The 24,286-nt window shown below is 54.3% G+C and carries 21 protein-coding genes and 1 tRNA gene; 13 read left to right on the top strand and 9 right to left on the bottom strand.

Annotated features, from left to right (window positions below):
* Positions 1-22: 22 nt before the first annotated feature.
* Entirely contained in the window at positions 23-853 is an 831-nt protein-coding gene (locus AC2FNU_RS06005) for an alpha/beta fold hydrolase (protein ID WP_496786029.1), read from the top strand.
* A gap of 262 nt (positions 854-1,115) precedes the next feature.
* A complete protein-coding gene (locus tag AC2FNU_RS06000; protein WP_496786026.1) occupies positions 1,116-2,630 on the top strand; it encodes a sulfatase family protein in 1,515 nt (504 codons plus the stop codon).
* A 717-nt stretch (positions 2,631-3,347) separates the two neighbouring features.
* Here the strand turns inward: AC2FNU_RS06000 and AC2FNU_RS05995 are convergent.
* Together AC2FNU_RS05995 and AC2FNU_RS05990 are read right to left on the bottom strand one after the other, a co-directional pair.
* Positions 3,348-3,755, bottom strand: coding sequence for a universal stress protein (locus AC2FNU_RS05995; protein WP_496786024.1), 408 nt, complete (start codon positions 3,753-3,755; stop codon positions 3,348-3,350).
* Between the two features lie 57 nt (positions 3,756-3,812).
* Positions 3,813-4,262: a phasin family protein gene (locus tag AC2FNU_RS05990; RefSeq protein WP_496786022.1), complete on the bottom strand. Its 450-nt coding sequence runs from the start codon at positions 4,260-4,262 to the stop codon at positions 3,813-3,815.
* 200 nt (positions 4,263-4,462) lie between these two features.
* Between AC2FNU_RS05990 and AC2FNU_RS05985 the strand changes: the two genes are divergently transcribed.
* On the top strand, positions 4,463-5,620 hold the full coding sequence (locus tag AC2FNU_RS05985) for a cation:proton antiporter (protein ID WP_496786020.1): 1,158 nt from the start codon (positions 4,463-4,465) through the stop codon (positions 5,618-5,620).
* 15 nt (positions 5,621-5,635) lie between these two features.
* Here AC2FNU_RS05985 and AC2FNU_RS05980 read toward each other — a convergent pair whose 3' ends face one another.
* Together AC2FNU_RS05980 and AC2FNU_RS05975 are read right to left on the bottom strand one after the other, a co-directional pair.
* The gene (locus AC2FNU_RS05980; RefSeq protein WP_480432992.1) at positions 5,636-6,043 is read right to left on the bottom strand and encodes a c-type cytochrome; all 408 of its coding nucleotides are present in this window, start codon (positions 6,041-6,043) and stop codon (positions 5,636-5,638) included.
* 160 nt (positions 6,044-6,203) lie between these two features.
* Positions 6,204-7,808 carry a Na/Pi cotransporter family protein gene (locus AC2FNU_RS05975; protein ID WP_496786015.1) on the bottom strand — a complete coding sequence of 535 codons (1,605 nt, stop codon included), beginning with the start codon at positions 7,806-7,808 and terminating at the stop codon, positions 6,204-6,206.
* A gap of 439 nt (positions 7,809-8,247) precedes the next feature.
* On the opposite strand from AC2FNU_RS05975, the gene AC2FNU_RS05970 reads away from it, so the two are divergent.
* Positions 8,248-9,468 (top strand): APC family permease, encoded by a 1,221-nt coding sequence (locus AC2FNU_RS05970; RefSeq protein ID WP_496786012.1) that lies wholly within the window; start codon positions 8,248-8,250, stop codon positions 9,466-9,468.
* 43 nt (positions 9,469-9,511) lie between these two features.
* Positions 9,512-11,128 (top strand): MFS transporter, encoded by a 1,617-nt coding sequence (locus AC2FNU_RS05965; RefSeq protein ID WP_496786010.1) that lies wholly within the window; start codon positions 9,512-9,514, stop codon positions 11,126-11,128.
* Here the strand turns inward: AC2FNU_RS05965 and AC2FNU_RS05960 are convergent, their stop codons facing one another.
* Together AC2FNU_RS05960 and AC2FNU_RS05955 are read right to left on the bottom strand one after the other, a co-directional pair.
* Complete coding sequence (locus AC2FNU_RS05960; RefSeq protein ID WP_496786006.1) at positions 11,129-12,721, bottom strand: trypsin-like peptidase domain-containing protein; 1,593 nt, start codon at positions 12,719-12,721, stop codon at positions 11,129-11,131.
* A 220-nt stretch (positions 12,722-12,941) separates the two neighbouring features.
* A complete protein-coding gene (locus tag AC2FNU_RS05955) occupies positions 12,942-13,361 on the bottom strand; it encodes an Hsp20/alpha crystallin family protein (RefSeq protein ID WP_496786003.1) in 420 nt (139 codons plus the stop codon).
* 397 nt (positions 13,362-13,758) lie between these two features.
* On the opposite strand from AC2FNU_RS05955, the gene AC2FNU_RS05950 reads away from it, so the two are divergent.
* The gene (locus AC2FNU_RS05950; protein ID WP_496785997.1) at positions 13,759-15,030 is read left to right on the top strand and encodes a ferredoxin reductase family protein; all 1,272 of its coding nucleotides are present in this window, start codon (positions 13,759-13,761) and stop codon (positions 15,028-15,030) included.
* A 337-nt stretch (positions 15,031-15,367) separates the two neighbouring features.
* Positions 15,368-15,931: a flavodoxin domain-containing protein gene (locus tag AC2FNU_RS05945; protein ID WP_496785993.1), complete on the top strand. Its 564-nt coding sequence runs from the start codon at positions 15,368-15,370 to the stop codon at positions 15,929-15,931.
* Positions 15,932-16,009: 78 nt separating this feature from the next.
* Here AC2FNU_RS05945 and AC2FNU_RS05940 read toward each other — a convergent pair whose 3' ends face one another.
* Both AC2FNU_RS05940 and AC2FNU_RS05935 read right to left on the bottom strand, forming a co-directional pair.
* On the bottom strand, positions 16,010-16,855 hold the full coding sequence (locus AC2FNU_RS05940) for a universal stress protein (protein ID WP_496785991.1): 846 nt from the start codon (positions 16,853-16,855) through the stop codon (positions 16,010-16,012).
* 88 nt (positions 16,856-16,943) lie between these two features.
* Entirely contained in the window at positions 16,944-17,321 is a 378-nt protein-coding gene (locus AC2FNU_RS05935) for a SnoaL-like domain-containing protein (RefSeq protein ID WP_496785986.1), read from the bottom strand.
* 1,046 nt (positions 17,322-18,367) lie between these two features.
* On the opposite strand from AC2FNU_RS05935, the gene AC2FNU_RS05930 reads away from it, so the two are divergent.
* The 6 genes from AC2FNU_RS05930 (at position 18,368) to AC2FNU_RS05905 (ending at position 24,143) form a co-directional block, all read left to right on the top strand.
* Positions 18,368-19,201, top strand: a complete 834-nt coding sequence (locus tag AC2FNU_RS05930) for a hypothetical protein (protein ID WP_496785985.1) — start codon at positions 18,368-18,370, stop codon at positions 19,199-19,201.
* Between the two features lie 180 nt (positions 19,202-19,381).
* Positions 19,382-19,588, top strand: a complete 207-nt coding sequence (locus AC2FNU_RS05925) for a helix-turn-helix domain-containing protein (RefSeq protein ID WP_170355518.1) — start codon at positions 19,382-19,384, stop codon at positions 19,586-19,588.
* Positions 19,589-19,754: 166 nt separating this feature from the next.
* Positions 19,755-21,452, top strand: a complete 1,698-nt coding sequence (locus AC2FNU_RS05920; protein ID WP_496785982.1) for a hypothetical protein — start codon at positions 19,755-19,757, stop codon at positions 21,450-21,452.
* Positions 21,452-22,495 (top strand): tyrosine-type recombinase/integrase, encoded by a 1,044-nt coding sequence (locus tag AC2FNU_RS05915; protein ID WP_496785981.1) that lies wholly within the window; start codon positions 21,452-21,454, stop codon positions 22,493-22,495. Before AC2FNU_RS05920 ends, AC2FNU_RS05915 begins: the two co-directional genes overlap by 1 nt.
* Positions 22,492-23,433, top strand: a complete 942-nt coding sequence (locus AC2FNU_RS05910) for a recombinase family protein (protein WP_496785979.1) — start codon at positions 22,492-22,494, stop codon at positions 23,431-23,433. The genes AC2FNU_RS05915 and AC2FNU_RS05910 overlap by 4 nt, the downstream gene beginning before the upstream one ends.
* Positions 23,358-24,143 carry a recombinase zinc ribbon domain-containing protein gene (locus AC2FNU_RS05905; protein ID WP_496786119.1) on the top strand — a complete coding sequence of 262 codons (786 nt, stop codon included), beginning with the start codon at positions 23,358-23,360 and terminating at the stop codon, positions 24,141-24,143. The genes AC2FNU_RS05910 and AC2FNU_RS05905 overlap by 76 nt, the downstream gene beginning before the upstream one ends.
* Here AC2FNU_RS05905 and AC2FNU_RS05900 read toward each other — a convergent pair.
* Positions 24,100-24,176: transfer RNA gene (locus AC2FNU_RS05900), tRNA-Met, on the bottom strand. The genes AC2FNU_RS05905 and AC2FNU_RS05900 overlap by 44 nt on opposite strands.
* Positions 24,177-24,286: the final 110 nt, after the last annotated feature.

The following is a 24,286-nucleotide window of genomic DNA, read 5'->3' as shown; positions in this document are numbered from 1 at the left end:
CGACCAAGTCAGGACCATTCGAATGCCCGTGCTTCAAACGCCAGACGGCACAACGCTTTATTACGAGGTGACCGGGACAGGTGACCCGATTGTTTTTGTGCACGAATTCGGGGGCGACTATCGCAGCTGGTATCGGCAGATATCAGAACTGTCGCGGTCATTTTGCTGCATCACATATTCGGCGCGCGGGTTTCTTCCGTCGGCGATCCCCTCGGACCGCGCACAATATGGGCAAGAGCAATCGACCGGCGACCTGTTGGCCCTGCTCGATCATCTGGACATGGAAGCCGCGCATCTTGTGGGAACGTCAATGGGCAGCTTCACCAGTCTGGACTTTTCGCTGAACCATCCCGATCGCGTACTAAGCGTAACGCTGGTGGGCAACAGCTCGGGCCCCCGGGACGCGGACGAACGGGAAAACTATCGGAAAACCTGGGTCGGGCACGAAATTCAGCTGCGCGAAGACCGTGGCGGCGATGGAGCCGTTGCTGTGCTGGAGGATGACCCCGCCTACCAAAGCTTTCAGAAAGACGACCCCGAAGGATGGTCAACATATGCTGCAAACCTGCGCGATCAGTCCCCTGATGGGGCGGTGCATGTACTGTCCACGCTGCATTGGAACCGGCGTTCGTTGTTTGACGACGTTGCCCGGCTGGAAGCTTTCGACAAGCCCGTCATGCTCGTGACCGGGGATGACGACTATTATCTGGTCGGCGAAACAAATGCTTTTCTGAACGACATCCTTCCCGATGTCAGATGGCACCGCTTTCCAGCAACCGGTCATTTGGTCAATATCGAACGGGCGGAAGCATTCAACAGCCAACTGGCCGAGTTTGTCGGGAAAAAGGAATAGCGGACCTCAACCACTCCGGGGTTCCAGCGTACAATCCAAGCCCATATCGACTATGTCGGCTTGGGTCATCCGCGTGGCAATTGCGTCGAGATATGAGAAATGGCCAGTACCGCAGAAACATTGGCAAACTCCGCCGTTCATTCGTCGAGAATGCTTAGAGCCACCCGCGTCGACGCAACAGCCAGCAGCAGCGGGCTAACCTTGACCGAATTGACGTTTTGAACGACCGTCCGGTGTGACACGTTGCAGGAAGGGGCTTCCCATGAGTAATCAGACCAACGAGGCAAACAAAACGCAGCGTCGCGAAAGATCAAACATTCTGATCATCATCTCTGACGAACATCGCAAGGTCGCGATGGGATGCATGGGACACCCAATCGTCAAGACGCCAAACCTGGACGCTTTGGCTGAACGAGGTACGCTTTTCACAAATGCCTACACGCCATCGCCCATGTGTGTGCCAACCCGCGCCGCGATTGCAACCGGTGATCACGTTCACAAGACACGACACTGGGACAGCGCCTCGCCCTATGATGGACGGATCCGAAGCTGGATGCGCCACTTGCGCGATCAGGGGGTTCAGACTGTATCTATCGGCAAGCTTCACTTTCGGTCGACCGAGGACGACAACGGTTTTTCCGAAGAAATCCTGCCAATGCACGTCGTGGGCGGCGTCGGATGGCCCATCGGCCTCCTTCGCGAAACCCCTCAACCTTATGACGCGGCAGCCGAATTGGCCGCCGACGTTGGCGTTGGGAACAGCACTTATACGGACTACGACCGAGACATCACCAAGGCTGCTGAAGTGTGGCTGCAGAAACAATCGGGCTCGAATCAACCTTGGGCCGCGTTCGTGTCACTGGTCAGCCCTCATTACCCACTCACGTGCCCCGAAGAGTATTATGCCATGTATGATCCCGCACAGATCGACCTGCCGGTTGGTTACGAGGATCGTTTCCGACCTGAGCACACCGAGTTACGGAATGTCGCCGAGTTTTTCGATTACGAGAAGTATTTTGATGAGCAAAAAATGCGTGAAGCGAAGGCCGCCTACTATGGCCTGACCAGTTTCATGGATGATTGTGTCGGTCGCATCCTGAGCGCTCTGGAGAAAAGCGGTCAGGCAGACGACACGGTGGTCATTTATGTCTCGGACCATGGGGACATGATGGGTGATCAAGGGTTTTGGACCAAACAGGTAATGTACGAACAATCCGCTGGTGTGCCCATGATCCTGGCAGGACCTGGCGTTCCTGAAAGGCACAAGGTTGCCACTGGGGCTTCTTTGGTGGATCTGGCCGCGACTGCAGTAGACGTCACTGGTGTTTCTCATGACGAAACTAGCCGTGATTTGCCGGGTATTTCTCTGCGCGAACTGGCCCTTGAAGAAGACAATCCCGACCGTACGATCCTGAGCGAATATCATGATGGCGGGTCGACCACCGGGACATTCATGATACGATGGCAACGCTGGAAATACGTTTACTATGTCGGCCATGATCCGCAACTTTTCGATCTAGAAAACGATCCCAATGAACTTCGGGATCTTGTGGCCCTACAAGCAGATGACCCGCGGACAGTAGCTGCATTAGCGGAAGGCGAACGTCGTTTACGCAAGATTTGCGACCCCGAAACCGTCAACACATTGTGCTTTGCGGACCAGAAAGCACGCATAGCCGAACTGGGCGGAGAGGAAGCTTGCCTGACAGCCTATTGCTTCAACCACACGCCCACGCCAGGCGAGCAGGAAAAGCTGCGCCAAGCAAGCACTTTATGAGATTAGCTATTCGAGGATTCACAACTGAAACGGACCGACGCTGAGGCTAAGTAAAAGGGGATGGCGATGGTCAAGCGCTCAAAAAACCCCGAAGGAACAATCTGATAATAGAGCTGTGGACCTACAACCTTTCGGACAGCCGTAACCAATTTAGAGTAGCTTGAAAAGATGTTCATAAGGCGATCATGGATGCAAAGCTGACCTAACCGCTACCGATTTTTGGAACCTGACGAGGTTTGATCGTTCGTCGAACAGTCTTGTGGAGTGTTTGTAGATCGAGTGGGTCTGTTTGGGGGTTGGTTGCGGGGAGAGGATTTGAACCTAGGACTTTCAGGTTATGAGCCTGACGAGGTGAAGACGTTAAGCAATTGATCCGGGGGATCAATTGTAGTCTGAACGGGCTGCTGTGGATTTTCCGACCTGGTTGCGGGAGCAGGATTTGGCCTTCATCGAACAACCGTCCTTCGAAGAAAAGGAAAGTAGACTACATCTCGAAACACAATCTGATGCTCCGAAGCAACCCAAGTGTCGAAAGCGTCCAAGCGACCGACCAGCAACTGCTCTTCACAATAAAGAAATCCAGCGTTCTAATTTATTCGAAACCGCAGGCAAGCTGCAGTCCAAGGGTTCTTTGGCTCAGCGGTCAATTCTCTTGATCTGATTTGGCTCACTAAGTATCGAGCCACTCAAAAAGGAAGCCACACCGCTAACATTGGCTCAACGAATTACATGAACCGAGCACCTGGCGTGATGCACGACTCTATTTGCAGTGGAACCTAAAAATATGTCCTCAAAACCAGGCTTGTGCGAAGCCAAGACGATGCAATCCGCGTCGCTCTCATTTGCGAAATCGACAATAGCCCTACCCGCGTGCCCAGAGATGAGCCGAGCCTTCGCGCCTGGAATTTCAGAAGCAGTTTGATGCAGGTTTTCCAAGATTTCATGCCGCGTATTGGCAAGTACTTCGCTGGGAATCTGAGACCCTACATACGCCGGAATTGGTTCTTGGACGTGTATCACGGTGAATACAGCGTCCGCATCAGCCAATTGGCGCGCGGCTTTAAACGACGCTTGTGTGTCGTGTTCTTGGTCCAGAGCAACCGGGATCAGGATATTCTTGTACATTTGACCTCCTATCTACTGCTCCGATGATTCCAGTTTGGTTCCTCGGCAGCAGGAAATCTATACAGGCTCAGACTTTGACGATTTCCCCGTGCTCTTTGTAGCGGCTACAACCTCATCAACTGTTTTCTCAACAGCTTCAGCTTCGGTTTCAGCGACATAAGATGCACAGCGGGACACGGTTTCGAACCATTCCTGAGCGTCAGCAACCAACCGCTCCGCCGAATGGCGCTGCCACTCCGCCATGCTCTGAAAGGCTTTAGAGGGATCGGACGGGTTCGTGGAAGACACATTGCGTGCAGCTTTTAGAGCCGTCCGGACCGCCTCATGACGCCGTTCGAACCAATGCTGCGCAAAGGCCTCTGTTTCTTCGAGCAATTTTTCTTGCGCGTCCCAAAATTGTTCGATCTGGGCACCGAAGGCCGGATTGCCTGAAATGGGCGGCTGCATTTGCTTGAAAATATCCAAAAGTGAGGTCGGGCTATTTGTGTTAGATTTCTTTGTCGGCATCGAAAGTTCCTCCTCATTCCCTGAATAGGCTATTGTGCCACCTGCGGCGCGCTTTCGCCTTAATACAGATCAAAATCCCTTATTTTTATTACCCTCGGCCTAGGCCGCAACGGGACACTCGCATTCTCTCCGACATCGGTTCCTAGAGGGCAGCGTTGGAGTTAGAGTAGTCTAGACAAGAACTTAACGTTTGGATTTCTATGCACATTGCCGGCTTTCTGATTACTCTTGGTGTTCTCTTTCTTGCCGGATTGGCGGCCGACCAACTAGGCCGGGCCACGCATCTTCCTCGTGTTACAACCTTACTGTTCCTCGGTCTGATCGCCGGGAACGCCGGAATGGGGCTAATCCCACTCGACGTTGCCATGTGGTTCGACGAGATTTCCATTGTGGCTTTGACGATGGTCGCGTTCCTTCTTGGCGGATCTTTGACCCGCGAGAACCTGGTTCGACATGGCCGGGCCATTCTGACGATTTCGATTTCAATCGTGGTTGCAACCCTTGTTATCGTGTCTGCTGGATTGACCGCAATTGGTATGCCGCTTGGATTGGCATTGGTGCTGGCGGCAATTGCCACAGCTACGGCTCCGGCCGCCATGACTGATGTGATCAAACAATCTGGGGTGTCTAACAGCTTTACCGAGACATTAAAGGGCGTCGTCGCAATTGATGACGCTTGGGGTCTGATCGTTTTCAGCATCGCCCTGGTTCTGGCCGGTCATTCGGATGGTTGGGCCAGCATCACCGCCGCAGCGATGTGGGATTTCGGGGGCGCCATTGTTTTGGGTGTCACCTTGGGCGTTCCGTCCGCTTACCTAACCGGCCGTTTGAAACCGGGAGAGCCAATGCAGGCAGAAGCAGTGGGAATAGTCTTTCTTACAGCGGGCCTCGCGCTTTGGCTGGAGGTTTCATTTCTAGTAGCAGGCATGGTTGTCGGCGCAGTGATCGGGAATCTTGCCCGCCATCATGATCGTGCTTTTCATGAGATCGAACATATTCAGTGGCCGTTCATGATTTTGTTCTTCCTACTGGCTGGCGCCACGTTGGAAATTGAAGCCTTCGGTTTGATGGGCTGGGCTGGTGCTCTTTTCCTATTCTTGCGTGCCGTGGCCCGCCTTGTCGGAGGTTACTGCGGAGCAAAACTGGGCGGCCTGCCTCGCCGTCAGACCCGCTGGTACGGTCCCGCTTTGTTGCCACAGGCTGGTGTCGCGGTAGGTATGGCCCTTGTAGCGGGAGAACAATTTCCGCATTGGGCCGCGTCGATCATGGCCTTTACTCTAGCCAGTACTGTGGCCTTCGAGGTGTTGGGGCCGCCACTGACTCTCATGTCAATCAAACGCACGGCTGACACGGACTAGCAGATTGGTCAGTGACTATTCAGACTGGATCGACTCAAGGAAGGCGAGCAAATTCGCCAACGGCAGGCCTACCATCATAGGTTGCCCATTAGGTAGAGCCACTGCGATTTGTTGGTCTGTCTCAAACACCGCGCCAAAGATTGGCATTTCGCCGCCATGGGCGAGCAATTGTGAACGACCATCAATCTGTTCAGCTATGCGAACTATCGGAAACACACCGTCGTTTTCGCCCGCCAATTTGGTTAGGTCGGGTGTTCGAATAGCCAGCATTTCGGCCATTGGTCCGTCTCCGGTCGCTTCGAAACCGTGACATTGCCAGCAATACGTCCGGTACAAATCACTTCCCTCACTGACGCTGACCTCCTGCGCTAGTGCAGGCCCCGTGAACAACAGTGCCAGTAAAATCCCGCGAACAATCTGCATATGCTCCTCCAATTCGCTGCCCCGGATGAAGATCTTATTAAACGGTGTAGCTAGGGAACGTCTTTGACCTTGCTCATGTTGTTCGCACCAGTACGAACATTGGCGTTTCAGTCAAATAGCGTTTGAGCGCGCGCCGAATCTAATCAAGCCCGGCCTCCAACTACGCCACCTCGTCATCGACCCCACCACCCTTGCGCCCAGACGGCACTCCTTCCAATGCGTTCAAATGCAGACGAATTCGCCAGAGGTGATAAGACACTCGATGCAACCATCTGAGGGCATCCAAGCGAGCCCAGACCACGTCGTCCGGCAGACTGTCAGTCGCAGCGTCAGAGATGAGCAAGTCTCTGCGAAGTTTCCTCTGTCGTCGCAGAAAACGGCGAACGCGGTTCAGCGTAATTTCACACTCCACTGGATCGTCGATTTCCAAAAAGCCATCAGTTGCTGCAATCATCACCGAAGCAAGCCGCTTCAACCGCCAGTCTTTCGGTAACTCGCTTATCCGATCATCTTGGCCACACCGGTAAAGCAACCGGTCAAGATGATCCAGGATATGGTACATATCCTTGATGTTGGATATCTCTGCGTCGGGCATGCTGGGCAGTTCTATTTTGTCCAGATACGAGCGGGCTTCGGACACGGCGGTCTGAATGTTATCCCGACCAAAATCGATTCCGTTTGTCTGAGATGCCCCCAGACACGACCGAAGGTGCGCCACTTCGGCCCTTACAATGCGTTCGACTGCAGCCTTTGCCGCATCCACGGCTAATTCCGGCATCCCAAGGACAAGCGGATCCAGAGATCTCGTTAACTCAGCACCTCGGTCAGGTATAAGCGCCTCGACAAATCTGGCGAAGGGTTTCGCGAACGGCAAGATCAGCGCCACGCCTATGGCGTTAAAGAAACTATGGAACGCGACCAGCGCAGTCAGAGAATTTCCGGCCCCCGCCCCGCTTGCAAAAACCGAAGTAAATGGACCTAGCAAGAAAAAAGCCATTGCTCCTGTCATCACGTTGTAGATCACATGAGCAAACCCGGTTCGACGCGCCATCGTGCCCCCGCCCAAAGTCGCCAGAACTGCCGTAAAAGTCGTGCCCACATCCATTCCAATGACGAGAGCTGCTGCTTGAGGGAAGTTCACAGCACCCGCGCTCAACGCAGCCAATGCGGTCGCAACGCCAGCGCTCGAAGACTGCGTCACCATCGTGATAAGCACGCCTATCAATACAAGCTTCAGCCTGCCTAGCAGTGTATCTGGCGGGAAATCGGCAGGGGTCACTATGCCGCGAAATACGTCAAGCCCGGACTTGAGTTGCTCGATCCCAATGAAAATCAAGCTGAACCCGGCCAACGCCAGCCCAAGGCCGGAAACCGCTTTTCTTCCCGAAAGCGCCAGCAAAGCCCCAACAAAAACAACGGGCAACATCACTTGCCCCAGGTCTAGCTTGAACCCCAAGAGCGCGACGAGCCAACCTGTCATAGTCGTTCCGATATTGGCCCCAAAGATGATCCCAAGCGCCTGTGGAAACGTGAGAAGGCCAGACGCGACAAATCCTACTGCCGCGACAGTCGTTGCACTAGAAGACTGGATTGCAGCTGTCGTGACCGCGCCTGTTATCGCCCCGGTAAACGGTGTCGACGTGAACCGGCCCAAAATATCTCGTAATTGCGCCCCTGCCAAAGCCTTCAAACCGTCCGTCATCAACAGCATGCCGATAAGAAAAAGGCCGATGCCACCCAAAGCTGGTAACAGGTTCCAGAACATCGCGAATAGCTTTTCACCTTTGATCTGACATTGCCGAACATTTTAGCTTTGCCTTTAAGTTCGACGGTGTTCGACAATTGGTTTGCATCCAGCATCGCAACCCCGACACTGCAAGTTGATTGACATAGATCAAAGCACCAACATAAATCACATACTGAAATGCGAATGTTTCAACTTGTTCTACGTTCACTGACCTGTCCCCAAGCGAACACTATGGTGAACGGAATTTTGTAGGAGTGGAAGTTCCACCCACGGGGGCTCGGCAGAAGTGGTGGCGAGCCCCCAGTTGGTTGATTGGCTCCCAATGCGCCCACACGTTGAGACACAAAGCATTCGGTGCAGCTTTGACCATAGGATTGAGCTGCTCCGCCAATCGCGGAAAGTAACGAGAAGGACGCCACTGACGACGTTCTGAATGGGCAGTTGGTGGAAATCGCTTATGAGCTCTGTTGATCCAAACGAACAGAAACTCCGACGGGCCCTTACTACCCCGTTGCTCACGCTTTATGGCCTTGGGGTAACGGTCGGAGCGGGCATTTACGTTTTAGTCGGTGCAACAGCAGACATTGCCGGACCGTTTGCGGCGTTGTCGTTCGTTGTAGCTGCGCTCGTCGTATCACTCACCGCGCTTTCGTATGCAGAACTCGCAACACGATTTCCTGTCAGTGCAGGTGAAGCAGCCTATGTTGAGGCGGGATTTCAGAAAAGATGGTTGGCGGTTTTCGTAGGGCTCGCGGTCGCGGCTTCGGGGGTTATCTCTGCCTCTGCCGTTGCAATTGGCGCAGCATCATATCTTCATGCTTTGACCGGTTTTGCGATTCCTGTTTTGACCATCAGCGTCGTTTTGATCATGGGTCTAATCGCGCTTTGGGGGATCACTGAATCGGTCTTTGTTGCGGCCGTCATTACGATCATCGAGATCGCAGGCCTTCTCTTTGTGATTGGCTGGGGCATGTCGGTTCAGGATCCGCAGGGATACGGGATCAGTTCGATGCTTCCACCACTTGAACTCGACGCGTGGAGAGGCATTTTCGCAGCATCACTTCTCGCCTTCTTTGCATTTGTTGGCTTCGAGGACATGGCCAATGTCGCGGAAGAGGTCAAAGACCCCGTGCGCACCATCCCAAAAGCGATTTTACTAACCCTCGTTCTGGCGACCATGTTGTATCTGGGAACCTCAATGACGGTTCTACTTGTTGCTCCGATCGACGTTCTCTCGACATCCGCAGCACCCCTCGCGCTTGTGTTTTCAAACGCCCCCGAGGTGATCAAACAGGGGTTTTCCGCGGTCGCGATTGTGGCGACAGTCAATGGAGTACTGATCCAGATGATCATGGCCTCGCGGGTGATCTACGGCCTAGCTGACCGTAACCATTTACCGAAGGTTCTGGCGATTGTCCCAAAAGCAACTCAGACACCAGTTATCGCTACTTTGCTGGTCGTGGCGATCATCGTTTTGCTGACCCAAACTATACCGATTGGTACTCTGGCAGAGCGCACGTCTCAGATCGTTCTAGGCGTCTTTGTGCTCGTCAACATTTCGCTGATCTTGCTGAAGATGAAGCCGGACGAGGCCGCCAAGCACTTCCGTGTTCCTCTTGTGGTACCGATCCTTGGGGTGATCACCAGTTCATTGCTTTTCGGATCTGGATTTCTCTAACTAAACACAACGACCCAAAGGCTTCCACGAGCTACCACGGCAAATGACGACTGACCAAACTTCAATAGGATCAAAACTTTCGGCCTGGTGGCATAGAACGTTTGTGGATCTGGTTCAGCAGCTGCAATGGTCGTATTTACCGCCATTGATGGTCTACTTCGCTGCCGGCGTGTCCGGCCTGACCTCGGTCGTCGGAGCTTTTTTCCTCAAAGACTATCTAGATTTATCCGCCTCTTTCGTTGCTGGACTTGCATTTTGGGCTGGTATCCCGTGGATACTCAAAATGCCGCTTGGCCATGTCGTGGACCTGTTCTGGCGCTGGAAGTCCCTGCTGATCCTGTTTGGCGCATCCCTGATCACGTTGTCATTGCTAACAATGTATGGGCTTGTGACCGCGCCTGCACAGATGTCCAGTTTCATGCCACTGGAAGACTGGTATGTTGTTGCCTTGCTGTTGGCGCCTTCGGGCTATGCCATTCAGGACGTTGTTGCCGACGCCATGACGGTCGAGGCGGTTCCCAAGGTCAACCAGCACGGCCTCCCGTTTACACCTGAAGAAACCCGTGCACAGCACACGACAATGCAGACTTTGGGCAGAGTCTCGATCATTTCCGGGTTTGCGGCGGTTGCGGCTGTGAACATCTGGATTTTCTCTGGAACCGAAGATCTGCAAAAATCCGAGCGCCTCGCGCTCTATGGCCGAGTGTACTTGGTAGCACTGGCCATACCCGTGTTGTCGGTCAGCGGAGTCGTTCTTCACAGCTTGATCCAGCGTCAACGTGTCCAGCGGGGACACCCGCCCCACACACCGGACGCAGTCACCGAAGTCAAATGGTCCATATTGCTCGGCGGTCTCGCATTCGTGGTGCTCAGCATCGTTCTGGGAACCGCTGATTTCGAATTTGCGCAGGAAACAGTTTTCGCGGTTTCCCTGACGGTAATTCTGTACCTCATGTCGCGCCTGCTCAAAGAGCTGGAACCGGCCCAAGCCAAGGCCTTAATTGGGACAGCGACAATCATTTTTGTTTTCCGTGCCGTTCCTCTGCCGGGGCCAGGCCTGACCTGGTTCGAAATCGATGAACTAGAGTTCGATGAGCAATTCTTAGCAATCTTGGCTTTGTTGACTTCGCTGCTGGCGCTGCTGGGGTTAATTGTTCTGCGACCATTCATGGCCAACCGCTCAATTGCGCATGTGGTGATATTGCTGACAATCGCCGCAGGCATACTCGCCCTGCCTAACCTTGCTCTCTACTACGGCATTCATGAATGGACAGCTGAACGTACTGGCGGAATTGTAGACGCAAGATTTATTGCCATTCTCGATACAGCGGTTGAGTCGCCGCTTGGGCAGATCGCCATGGTCCCGATGTTGGCTTGGATTGCACGCAATGCCCCAACTCATTTGAAAGCGACCTTCTTTGCCGTGATGGCATCGTTTACCAACATGGCATTGTCGGCCAGCAGCCTCAGCACCAAGTACCTCAACCAGACATACGTCGTCACGCGCGCTGTCACCAAGCCCGAAACCGGTGAGGTCACGTCGACTGCGGACTACAGTCAACTTGGGTATTTGCTGATCTCCGTGGCCCTGATCTCAGTGATCGTTCCACTCGCTACAGTGTTCTTCGTTCAAAACTCGCGCTTCCGAACGACCGAATGATCACTGGCTTTCCACCTTTCCTAGTAGAGTTCTGAGATGTGAGACCGGGACGCCGATGTTTGAACCACCAAACTCGGGCAGGATCGCAGCATTGATGGCAACGACCTCGCCCCTCCGATTCAATGCTGGCCCTCCACTCCCACCGGTCGTAGTCTCAGCGTCATAAACGATGGCGCTCCCACTTGTCCGCGCGACGATCCCCCGGCTTGCTAGCGGGTGAATCTTGCTTTGAGCGGAAAGCCGGGACGCAATCGACCAAAAGTTCAACGTTCCTTCTGCCTCCAGTTCCTCTAGAAAGCCCGGACCAGCCTGCGCGATCAAAGCTTTCAAACCCGTTGGATATCCCAACAGATAAAGCTCTTCACCAACGCGCGACGTGGCATCCGCCAACGGAATTCCGAGGTCCTGAACGCGGCTTGGCTCAACTGCCAAAATCGCCAAGTCTGCGGCTTCACTGAACTGGACCAAACGCGCCTCTATTGGTTCCATCTGATCAGGCAAATAGGCCAGCAGCCTCAACATCTCTGGCTCAAGACCAGCGTCGCTCAGCGCTTTCTCTCGGTTCCCCGAGGTCCAGGGCAAAGCGACATGGCGGTTGGTGGCCATCAATGGCACCCCAGCAATCAAAAACCCTGTTCCGGTGAACTGAAATTCTGCAGGTTCGCCAGTCCCGTCCGGTTCGATCCAAGGCTGGCCAAACGGGGTCTTCAGGTTTTCTCCGTTAGGTCCCAACACATGCCGTAAAATCTTTCCGCTTTCCACGTGGCGCAGTCCGTAAGCCCCCTGAAGGAAAGCGACCGATCGAGTGGAGGCAGCGATCACCCGCGTTGGTGCTCCCGCCCGCTGCTCCAAGGTTCCAAGACGCTGCTCGGTCGACAGAACTTGGTTTTCAAAAGCGTCACGCAACGAAGCCAGGTCATCAGGCGTAAGTGCATCTTCTCGCGTCTGAGCAAGCATAACCGCGACGGCTTCGATCTTGCGGGACTCCTGTTCGATACTATCCGCCAAACGCCGGTCGTTTTGGAAAAGCAGGTACCCAAACCCCGCAATCACAAGAAGCGTTGCAAGAACTGTGATCCTGAACAGTATCGTGGTCTGAGACGCAAGCCGCCGCCCACTATCGCGCAGGGCACCAGACATCTTTTTGGCGAAAGGTCGACGGCTTGTTCGGGTATAAGCATAAGCATCACTGAGAATATCTTCGACTGTGTGGTGTGCGGGAAATGAGTGTTCGCACAGCCTGTATCGAGACATAGGGCCCTTTTCGCCGAACTCGATCATGTCGCCATGGTTAAGAGACGCCGATGAGGCTTTTTGTCCGTTTACCCATATATTGCGCCCTGCTGACGCGGTTATTGTGTAACCGTCGTCAACCCACTGTAGGGTCGCAATATCGTTATCATGCGGAGGCAGGTTGTCTTTAGGTCGAAGGCTTAACACCCTGCTATCGTCAACAGAAACGGTCAGGGCTTTATCGACCAGCCAGTTCACGTTTCCGCGCGATGGTCCGGTCAGGCTCTCCAGAAAGGCCCGAACCTCACCTTCAACAGCATGTCCAGAGGGTGTAATGCTACTCGCTTCTGGTTTTTGCATTATGGCCCCCTATCCAAACGCGTGAGGGCATTCTACCACGCTACAACACCAAACCCATGGCCTAGTGCGAATGTACAAAAAACGCATTTATATAAACACTTGCGATGTCTGCCCGGATTCAACCAAAAAACATCATTCAGGCCGCAACTCAAAGAAGGCCGATCAATGATCGACCCTCTGCTTTGGCATTTTCAAGCCTCGCATCGAGCCAACTGACCGTCTATTTCGAAGAAACCTTGATCTTACGGCTTGGATCCTGAGGCTCAGTCTTCGGCATTTCGATATGCAGAACGCCTTTGTCGAATGTTGCGGAAATCTTGTCGATTCCCACAGTGTCTGGTAGCGACATGGCTCTGGAAAAACTGCCATAGCTTCTTTCGCTGACGCGTAGATCGCCCGTTTCATCATGCGTAATCTTCTTCTGACCGCGCAGGATTAGCCTGCGGTCCTTGATCTCAATTTCCACATCATCCTCTTCCAGCCCTGGCAATTCAGCCGTCAGAACAATCGCAGAATCCGTTTCTTGGACATCGATTGCCGGTGAAATCGCACCTCTCATGTCAAGAGACGGAAAACCCGTGCGTTGAGCAGCCGTTTCCATCGGTAGGAAGAGTGATCCTCCCGCCAAAAAACGCGACATCAACGTTTCCATTTCACGCCGAAAGTTGTCGGAGAGCGGATGCGTTCCAGTGAAAAGTTGCGGGGACTTTTTGTCTTCTAGCATTTTTTGAGCCTCCTCCTTTGGTCTGATTTCGCGCGCGCAACATTATGGCAGAAAACGCGGTCAAGGACCTTGATCTTGCGCAAGCATACAACCTCATCCGTCGCCAGATCGCTCGCACCGGTTGAACGAACAGAAACGAGAACCGTCGTCCAACAGACTTGCCAGGTCGTGCTGGAGTTAACACCAATCTCAGTAGTCTTGATCAGAACCCCAGGTCAGCTTAGCGTTTATTCTAAATGAGCCTGAGTTGCCTACCTTTAGCGCAGTGGAGCAAAACCGTATGAAATGGCCTTATCTGGCGCTGATTTACGTTTTGCTGATCTTGGCTCCCTTGGGTTTTTCTTGGTCTCTGGGATGGCCACCGCGATCATTTCATCAAGAGCTCGCGTCCGGGCTTGGAATGCTTGCGTTTTCAATAATCTTAGTCGAGTTCCTGCTGTCTGGCCGGTTCAGGTTCATCTCTTCCGGCTTAGGTATGGATGTGACTATGCGGGTGCATCAGTTGATGGCGCGGACAGCACTTGGCTTTGCACTCATACACCCGCTGCTGTATCAGGGTACGCCTTCTGGCGGACGTCGCCCGTGGGACGGAACAAACCAACTTACGATTTCGACCGACTTTTCCACGCTGGTATCGGGCATCGGCGCATTTTTTTTGCTGTTCATTCTGGTCGCCTCGGCAATTGCCCGCAAATCCCTTGATTACAAATACGAAACATGGCGCCACTTACACGGGCTGGGAGCCTTGGTGATCGCATGCCTGCTGTTGCATCACACGGTCTATGCTGGGCGCTACGGTGGGCATCCGCTATTGATGTATCTCTGGCTTTCCCTGGCCAGTATTGCAGTTGGAACCTTGCTGTATGTCTATCTCGTTCGCCCTTTACGTCAGAGGAAAAGACCGTGGCGCGTTGCTTCTGTGTCTCGACTAACACCGAAGCAATGGGAGTTGCGTCTCAAGCCAGATGGTCACAACGGACTAAACTTCGAAGCAGGGCAGTTTGCCTGGCTAAACGTCGGCCACAGTGCTTTTTCGCTACATGAGAACCCGTTCTCGATTAGTTCTGCACCCGCCGAAGGCTCCGAAGTTTCATTCGTGATAAAGGAGCTTGGGGACTTCACATGCGGTCTGGGACAGATCGCTCCGCAAACCACTGTCTATCTGGATGCCCCACACGGAAACCTGTCGATCAGCCACCGCAATGAGACAGGCATTGTTCTGATCGCAGGTGGTGTCGGGATCGCGCCAATGTTGAGCATTATGCGTCAAGTTCGACTGAGTGGAACACAAAACGATCTCAAGCTTATCTATGGCAACCGGGTAGAGGAGCAGATTGTTTTTCGCCAGGAGTTGTCCAAAGAAAACACAGTATTTGTTCTATCCGAACCGCCAAAGGATTGGCGCGGCGAAACAGGTTTGATCGACGGTCCCCTGTTGGACCGCAATTTATCTTCCAAGCAATTTGAGAGCTGGCTTTTTGTTCTCTGCGGCCCCCCTGCCATGATGGACGCCGTCGAAGATCATCTGATCGCTCGGGGCACCGCGTCACACCGGATTTTGTCTGAAAGGTTTGACTATGATTAGATTGCTCAGAAACCTGCCCGCACGACAACAAGTGAAGGTCACGGTGTGGTGCATCAGTTTTATAATCCTCGTCGCTGTCTTGGCCTTTTCTTTAAGGTAGCAAAACAAGCCATTGGGCCATAGCCAGTATCAAAAATTATCCGCCAAAAAGGCCGATTTGATTCGAGATGTAGGTCGCCGGAAACTTCCTTAAAAACATGCTCTGCGTGGACAGCAAAAGCGTACCACAACTCTCCCGATACGCTCCCAAGTAACGCCTTTGATAGAGATCAAGGGCAACGCAGGCAACTTATTCATAATCAGCAATCTATTCAGACCGGTTTATGGGAGGATCGGAATGACCGTACTCATCGCCTTCGCTACAGTCGAAGGCCAGACAGCAAAGATTGCGCGCTTCATCAGCAGTGTAGCGAAGAATGCTGGTTTCAACGCAAACCTGATCAATACCGACGAAATGCCCAGCCACGTTTCGCTTGACGATATGGTTAAGGTTGTTCTTCTGGCCCCTGTCCACGAGCGTAGGCACCCCAATTCATTTGAGGCATTTATCGCTTCAAATAGAGATGCCTTAATGAAGCGAAAGTCTCTCGTGCTTTCCGTCGGTTTAAAAGCTGCTTTTGCGTCAGGTCGAGAAGAAGCACGCGACTATCTTGACGAAATGCTTCTTCGAACAGGTTTTGAACCAAATGCGACGGCTTTGATCGCAGGCGCGGTGAGACCCGAAAACTACGGGTATTTTGAGAGGGAGATCCTTAAGCACGTCGTCTTGCTCGGTCGAAAAATCGATCCACGAGAAGGAGCAAGGGAATTTACTGACTGGGATGAGCTAACGTCAATTGTGATAGATTTCCTTGGCGAAAACGGTCGGGCGAACACGCTTCAACCTCAAGCAAACTCTTAAAAAACGGTTTCTCAAGCATTTACCGATGAATTTTAATTGCTTTGGCTCCCAGAAAGTCACAGTCGTCGGCTCACTTCATCAGTGTCCGAAAAGCACTGATAAACTTGTCTGCTCCAACATTGCTTGCGTCGTGCCCCCAAAAACTGACTCTCGCAAATGGGAATGCCCATAAGCGCCCATAACAACGAGATCGGCCCCCGCTTCGCTTGCTCGTTCTTGAATGCAGTCTGCAATTGAATTTCCCCCGCACTGGAACTGCGACACGGTCACGTCGCAACCGTGATGGCCGAGCCATTCAGCTAGGTCAGTTCCGGGCACACTACCTTCTAAGTCCTCAGGCGACGGTAAATCAAAACACCCAATCACAACTTCATTGGCCGCCAGAAGAATGGGTAAGGCTAAATGCGTCGCCCTAGACGCAGGCAAGCTGTCATTCCATGCCAAAAAAATGCAGTCGCGTTGGGCAAACGGATCTCCATTGATCATCAGAGCGACAGGCGAATGAAGCAATACTCCGCACGCGATCACGTGAAATAAATCGGGATCTCTTCGCAATCCAGCGTCTAGAAAGGCGATATCGGAGAATTTTGCTTGTTCTGCTACAATTTGCTGTAACTCTGCTCCAAGCCCCATAAAGGCAACTACATTTGCCGATACGCCCCGCCCAACCAGAAGCGCTTCAACTCTAGTGGCGCGAGACTTCAAGGCGGCATTTTTCGCGTGAAGAACGTCCAACCAGTTTGAGGGCAGACCCGCCTCAACGAACTTGTTTGATCCATACTTCAGGAAAGGCAGGCTAGGTAACGCCGCGATCAATACGCAATTCAAGTGGTCGTTCTGGATACGGGCAGTTTCAGCGCATTCCAAAATCGAAGCGTCCTCAACATCAACTCCTACATAATATGCCACTGTTCTGTATTGCATTCCCGACCTCCGTCCGGAATTTCAATTCGCCCAAGAGCCGTGCGCACAGCTTAAACCAACGAAGAGACATTATTGTTGGTCGTTCTTCTTACTTCGGCAACATAAAGAACTCTTCCAGCACAATCTTGCCTTCCGCCACCGAATACACTGCGATCTCACGCAGGGTCATACGCTCACCCGTAGCCTTCTGAATCACTTCACCTCTGAAGCGCACTCCAAAGCGGTTGGGTGGGTGGACGTAGGGGCCGTCCACTTCTAGTTCTTTGATTTCATGCGATGCCAACCAATCCTCTCTTTTTCCTTTGATGGCTTCGCGACCCTTTGAAACGCGGAATTGTCGAACCGGAGGCACAACGGCCTCTATCGACTGTGCGTTTTCCGCATACATTTCATCAACACTTCCAAGGCCCCTACGCTCACGCATGGCCTCGACGAAGGATCTACCGATTTCAATTAACTCTTCCATGAATCCCCCCTGAGTTACCATGGATTGTACCACTTCTTGCCCGCTCAAATCTTGACAAGGATCAATGAGCACCTGAGGAAATGACATGAGGCCAATTCGTACTCAACTCTGCTCAGCCAGAAGTAACACACTTAATACCGCGCCACATTCGCATCAATCTACAGGAAAGGCGGACAGCGTCAGCATGCTAGTGTCGCAGTTGCTATTTGGTTTTTAGCCAGTGCGACCGTGTATTGGCGGCTGGTTGCAACCTAAAGCTGCCATGGAGATGTAATGCTATACAAGAGGAAGTACTGAGGCGATTGCCACGGCCGTTTTTTCCAAAAACACATCTTCGCCCTTACTTGCCAGACAATATCCGGCCCCCGCTCCTTCCCTCCGTCATGCGGGAGAAGGCCCTTCGTTTTCAGGTTCGTATCCGCGCGATGCCTTTTGTCGGAGGCCAGCCGCTTCCCCGCAGGCTTCTCACCTGCCCCGCTTTGATCGCGCACGGTCTCGGCGGTCCCCGGTCCGACGAGTGTTTGAAGACGCCCGTCGACCGGTGGGTTCCGTAGTCGCGTTTCTGCACTGGGCCAGAAGGAGCCGCGTCGGTGCGGGATGGGGTAGTCCCCGAACCATAGTTCACAATTGGTGGCCGGTCGTGAACACACCGTGGTCACCGCTTTTTTTGATCGTTTGCCAGGGAAAGCGGCAAGAATAAACCGGACGCAACGGAGACGGGGAGACCCATCCCGGCCCGGAACGTCCGATTTTATGCTCTTGCTGACTAAGTGTATTGATCTCTATTTTTGGGGATCTTTGTGTTTCGCGCGGCCGCAAGTTGTACAAGTCGTAGTTGGTGTGACGCGCAACAGCCCTCCAATATCGAATGCCGCTCGACACAGAACCTAGCCAAATTGTTCTCTTCCTGTTCTTTTGTTGATGTGCAACCTTGGAAGGGGTCGCCGCGTCTCAATCAGCGCTTTCTGAGCAATCAGTACTGCCTTGATGCGCATCAGCTTTTGGACATGCGACCAGACCCTAGAGTGTGCCAAACGGAGAATAACATGAGCGCCAACTTGGACGGTGGTCTGAAGGATAATCGCGACGTTGAATATGATGAGGGTGACTATTCCGTCTATCCGCATATGGATGGGATCAAGTGCTCGATGTCATGGAAGCTCGGCAGTTATGGCGAACGCGGCGTTCTTACCGAGGGCATGATCGGGAACTTGTGTGAACACTTTGGCCTGCCAGCACGACTCGTACGCGACTTGTCCACCATGCTGGGTCACTGCCTCAATAACGATGACGACATTGCAATCAATCTGACCGAGGTTCGGCGCTCGCAAGCGATTGATCGAGGTCGAAAGCACCTCAATCAACTTTTTCGGAAAGCCAAACAGAGTTCCATTGCCCCACAAGAACTCCGGAAAGCATTGGGCTCGCTTTCGACTTATTTCGTATCGACGCCAGAAGATGCAGACCTTCTTCCTCAAGTCCTCGACAAGCTTGAGACCGCAACGACACTTACTCAAGATGTCATAGATGACATTCGGCACATCCTTGTGACCCCCGGCGCAGTTGCAGAGATGTCGCCCCGGGATAAGCGGTTCTCGCGCGACAAACGCCGTCAGTACATTGTCGAGAGCTGCTGTTACATCTGGAAAGATGCCGGTCGCCCCCTAACCTATACGACATACTCAGACGGTCGCCCCGGAGGACAACGGCAAGGTCCGCTCGTCAACTTTATCCAGGCTGTCGTGAAGATGATCACCGAGCCGGGGCAAATCCTGAGCGGTGAGACGATCCGCTTGGACATTGACGGTTTTCGCGACAAGCTTGAGCGCGAAGAGCAAGAGCGTTGGGCGCCGCCGGAATTGGGCAATCAATACACTTAGAATGAGCAAGCCCGCGTTGTCATGGTCATGGCATGACACGCGTTCCTGCCATATCCCCTTCTGACGACCACGCGCACAAGCAGGTTGAGACAGCGATTGACCAGTTGGTCCGATTGCTGGCTGGCCAGGCAGTACGGGAACTGGGCCGGGACGCCTCTGACCAAAAGGAGGCGCATCAGTATGCCACAGATCAATGCGAAGAAAAGCCCACCCCGCAAGCTTCTGACGGTGAAAGACGTCGCTGAACTGGACAATTGCTCGGAGAAGACGGTGCGCCGTGCGATTGCGGCTGGCCTGCTTGAGGTTATTCGGGTCGGCCCTGGCGGACGCCTCATCCGCATTGATCCGGCAGCTCATGCCGCCTACCGGCAGGCACAGTGCTGGTAGGTAATCGCGACCATTAATGTACATTAATGTCAATAGGTTATGGTATTTTCGGGAAGAGGGCCTGCCCGTAAGTTGCGGACTTTCTGTGCTACGCTTTTCCCGAATCGGACCTCCTGTCCACACCCGTCCGCCCGAGACCTGACATGTCCAAAGGACCGCAAACCCGATGACTAGCCAAAGCCCCGTTCCATTGACATTGGCCTTCGTTAAAGCCGACACACCGATGTTCGCCGAGCTCATCGACCAACTGCACTCCGACAGCTCTCTGTCGGACGGACGCCGTCGCGACATGATCTCCGGCCTGCGCCGCGTGGCCAAAGCCCTTGGGCTGCCGCCAGAGGATGTGCCCTGCGACAGCCGCTGGTTGCAGCCCCGTCTGTCCAAAGTCACACCGGCAGCACTCGGTCTTACACCGAAGAGTTGGCAAAACGCGGTAAGTGATGCGCGTGCCGCCCTCGCGCATTTCGGGCTGGTGGAACACCGCTTCAACCGGATCAATGATCTGTCTCCCGATTGGCACTCGCTCTGGACAGCTGTACTTGCGTCCGGGGACAAGACATTGCAACCCGCGCTCTGCCGCTTCGTACACTTTCTAAACCGGCAGGGCGTCAAACCTGCCACTGTGTGTGAAGAGCATGCTCAAGCCTATCGCGTAGCCCTTGAGCACAACGAGATCAGCAAATCTCCTGATGTTGCACATCGTGCCGCTGTCAACGGCTGGAACCTGGCGGCTCGACGTATTTCACAATGGCCCAACGTCACTTTGCCTCTGGAATCGCGTCGGAAGGTCATCACTTTTCCGGTGACTGATTTTCCGGCGCCATTCCAAACCGATCTTGCAAAGCTGATGCATCGTCTGTCCAATCCAGACCAGCTGGCAGATGACGGACAGTACAGAGCACTACGACCCGCGACCCTGTCCCAATACCAAAGGCAGTTGGTTCGGTTCGCCTCCGAACTCATTCACTCTGGTATCCCGATCGCGGAGATTGGCGGATTGGACGTCCTGATTAACCCGGCGATGGCTGAACGGGGTTTGCGCCAGATGTTATCGCGCACCAACAACCAGACCACAAAGATGATCAGCGAGATTGCCGCGTTACTCCGCAATCTGGCCCGGTTACTCAATGCACCCGAAGACACCCGGGAATTACTGGCTGGGCTTGCAGCGCGTCTGGCGGTCAAACCCCAGAATGGCATGACCCAAAAGAACCGAAGCAGACTTCGAATGTTGCAAGAGGACCGGCATCAGCAGCGCCTGCTACTCCTGCCCGAACGGATTTTCGCGCGACCACGCGGCGCCTCCAAGCCGTACGGATGGGCTCTGGCGCGCGAAAATGCGCTCGCAATCGCCATCCTGCTGGTCTGCCCCGTCCGTGTGAAGAATCTGGCTGGCATCCACATTGAACGCCACCTGCACCGCCCTGTTGATGGCCGAGCCTACCTGGTTCTGGAAGACGGTGAGACCAAAAATGAACGACCTGTCGAGTTCGAGATTCCGCGTGATGTATTGCGCATGATCGACAGCCATCTCAAATCTCGTTGCCCGGAACTCTGCCCCGCTGGAACGCCTTGGCTGTTTCCCCGCAGGGATGGTCAACATTCTGTTGATCCCGGCGTTCTGTCTGGGCGCATCTCCAAACGGATCCGGAAAGAAACGGGGTTGGAGATGAACGCCCACCTGTTTCGGCATTTCGCGGTGATGAACTGGCTCGACGCCAATCCCGGCGGCTACGAGGTTGCGCGTCGGTTGCTCGGACATTCGGAGGTCAGCCACACCATCAACATGTATTCCGGTCTTGAGGCACGTTCGGCAACCCGCGCCTTTGCTGACCTGATAGACGCCAAGAAAGGGCGTCGCTGATGAGCCTTGTTCTGCCGCTCGACGAATGGCCCGCGCAAGACCGGGATATGTGGCTCAGCCTTCAGGCGGAAGGTGGACCGCTCGACGATTGCGGTGTCCTCGCTCATCTACGCGCAACCTCGTTGAAGACGTTAGAGTTGCGCTATGCCCGATGGTTGCAATGGCTGATTACCAGCGACACGGAGGCGATCACACTGCCTCCGGCTCGACGCGGGACCCTGCCGCGCCTTTCCGCTTGGCTTCGGGACCTCTCACACACCCGGCCGATGACCCGGTTGATGTTCATTGATGGCGTGTTGCGTATCCTCTCTGCAACTGACCCGACGCAGGACTGGTCCGCTCAGCGGAAGTTGAAAGCGGGATTGAAGCGCGCCGCGGGACGAGGTGATCGGGATCGCAAACTTGGGCGTGTGTTGTCCAGCGAGGTTCTATTCCGTGCAGGGCTGACTCTGGCGACGGGTCATGCAGAAGCGGCGCCAACACCGCTGCGTAGAATGATGCATCTGCGGGATGGCACCATGATTGCCATGCTGGCTTTGATGCCGATGCGGCGACGCGCCTTCGCCAGCCTTCGGATTGGCGTATCCTTGCATGTCACACCGAACGCCATGACTGTTGCGCTCCCAGGGGATCTGACAAAATCGGGACAGCCTTGGGAAGCTGATGTTCCCCAGAGCGTTGAGCCGCTCTTGCGCCGTTATGTCAACGAAGCCCGTCCCTTTTTAATGGAGCGTGGCCAACAGCATCACAATGTCCTGTGGGTTGGCCGGTCTGGTACTCCTTTGAAGAAAGACGCGCTGAGCCCCCGGATCGCAGAGCAGACTCTGAAGCTGACGGGTCGCCGCATCCCACCGCATTTCTTCCGGGATGCCGCCGCGACAACATTGGCGCGCTCCTCTCCTGAACACGCGAAGCTGATCCGACCAATATTGGCTCATGCGAGCTTCGGAACGGCTGAACGCCACTACATCCACGCCCAAACCATTGAAGCGGGCCGCGACTACGCAGCTTTGATCGACCTAAAGAGAAAGGCCAGACGATGACCCGAGTTGCAATCTATGCCCGCTTCTCCAGCCAGATGCAAAGAGACGCATCCATCGATGACCAGATGCGTTTGTGCCGGGAACGTGCAGAGCGGGAAGGCTGGACTGTTGTCGACGCCTATTCTGATCGGGCGGTCTCTGGTGCGTCCATGTTGCGTCCCGGGCTGCAAGCACTCTTCAATGCAACCCAGGAAGGACGGGTTGATCTGATCTTGGCAGAGGCGCTGGACCGGTTGAGCCGGGACCAGGCAGACATCGCTGCAATTTTCAAACGCCTGAGCTTTGCAGGGGTCGGCATCATGACTCTGACCGAAGGCGAGATCAGCGAGTTGCATGTGGGTCTCAAGGGGACCATGAACCAACTGTTCCTCAAAGATCTGGCCGACAAAACTCGACGTGGTCTGCGCGGGCGGGTCGAGCTTGGCCGTTCCGGCGGCGGCAACAGCTACGGTTACGACGTCGTCCGGCGTCTTGGGCCCGACGGCCAACCCGTCACGGGAGAACGAATGATCAATGCACCGGAAGCTGAGATTGTCCGACGGGTGCTTCAAGAGTTCTCCGAGGGGCATTCTCCCAAAGCCATCGCGCGCCGCCTGAACGCCGAAGGTATTCCCGGTCCCCGTGGCAAGCTATGGCGTGACACGGCCATTCGAGGGCACCGAGTGCGTGGGACGGGCCTTCTCAACAATGAGCTCTACATCGGCCGCCTGGTCTGGAACCGGCTGCGTTATATCAAGAACCCAAGACCGGCAAACGTGTGCCCCGTCTCAAGGAATCGGCCAAATGGATCATCACGGAGGTCCCCGAGCTTCGGATCGTCGGGGATGAGCTTTGGGAGGCGGTCAAACAGCGGCAAGGCGAGATCGAGGCTGGTCCCCGCGTCAAAGCCATCAAGCAAACCAAGTTTTGGGAGAAGCGTCGCAAGAAGCACCTTCTGACAGGTCTTGCATTCTGCGGCACCTGCGGAGGGCCACTCGCTACTGTCGGACGCGACTACCTCGCCTGCTCTGCCGCCCGCAAACTCGGCACTTGTTCCCATAAGCAATCCATTCGCCGCAATGTCCTGGAAGACGCTGTTCTGGATTTGCTTCGTCAGCGTCTGATGCAGCCCGACGCAGTGGCCGCTTTTATCAAGTCCTTCAGCGAAGCCGCCAACGCGGAAGCTGGCACAGCGGAGGTAGCCCGGACTCGTCTGCAATCCGAGCGGGAAAAAGCTGCGCGCAAACTGAATGGGTTTTATGACGCGATTGCAGAAGGCATTCGCACCCCAGGTCTTCAGGCCAGGCTTGAAGATCTCGAAGCGCAGATCGCCGATCTGGACGCAAAACTCTCCGAACCCGCACCGCCTCCGGTGCGCCTTCACCCTAACCTGTCGGAACACTATCGCTCCAAGGTCGCCGATCTGGCACAGGCACTATCGGACCCGTCGATCCGCACCAGAGCATTGGAGATCATTCGGAGTCTGATTGAACGTGTCACGGTCCAACATAACCGGGATGGCGTGCAGATCGAACTGGAGGGTTCCCTAGCAGCAATAATTGGGCTGGGCCAGAATGAACAAAGCCGCCCTGAGGCGGCTTGTTCGGTACTTTGTTCGACCCAAGTGGTTGCGGGAGTAGGATTTGAACCTACGACCTTCAGGTTATGAGCCTGACGAGCTACCGGGCTGCTCCATCCCGCGTCAGGGTCGGAAAGTGTGATATCGTATTAGAGAGATTGTTGGGCTTTTTCTAGGTTTGGCGGTGACCTACTCTCCCGGGGCTTAAGCCCAAGTACCATTGGCGCGGCAGT

It is taken from the genome of Ruegeria sp. BHSB064 (assembly GCF_059613205.1).
The sequence above is the reverse complement of the archived record's forward strand: the minus strand, read 5'-3'. Positions and strand labels throughout refer to the sequence as shown.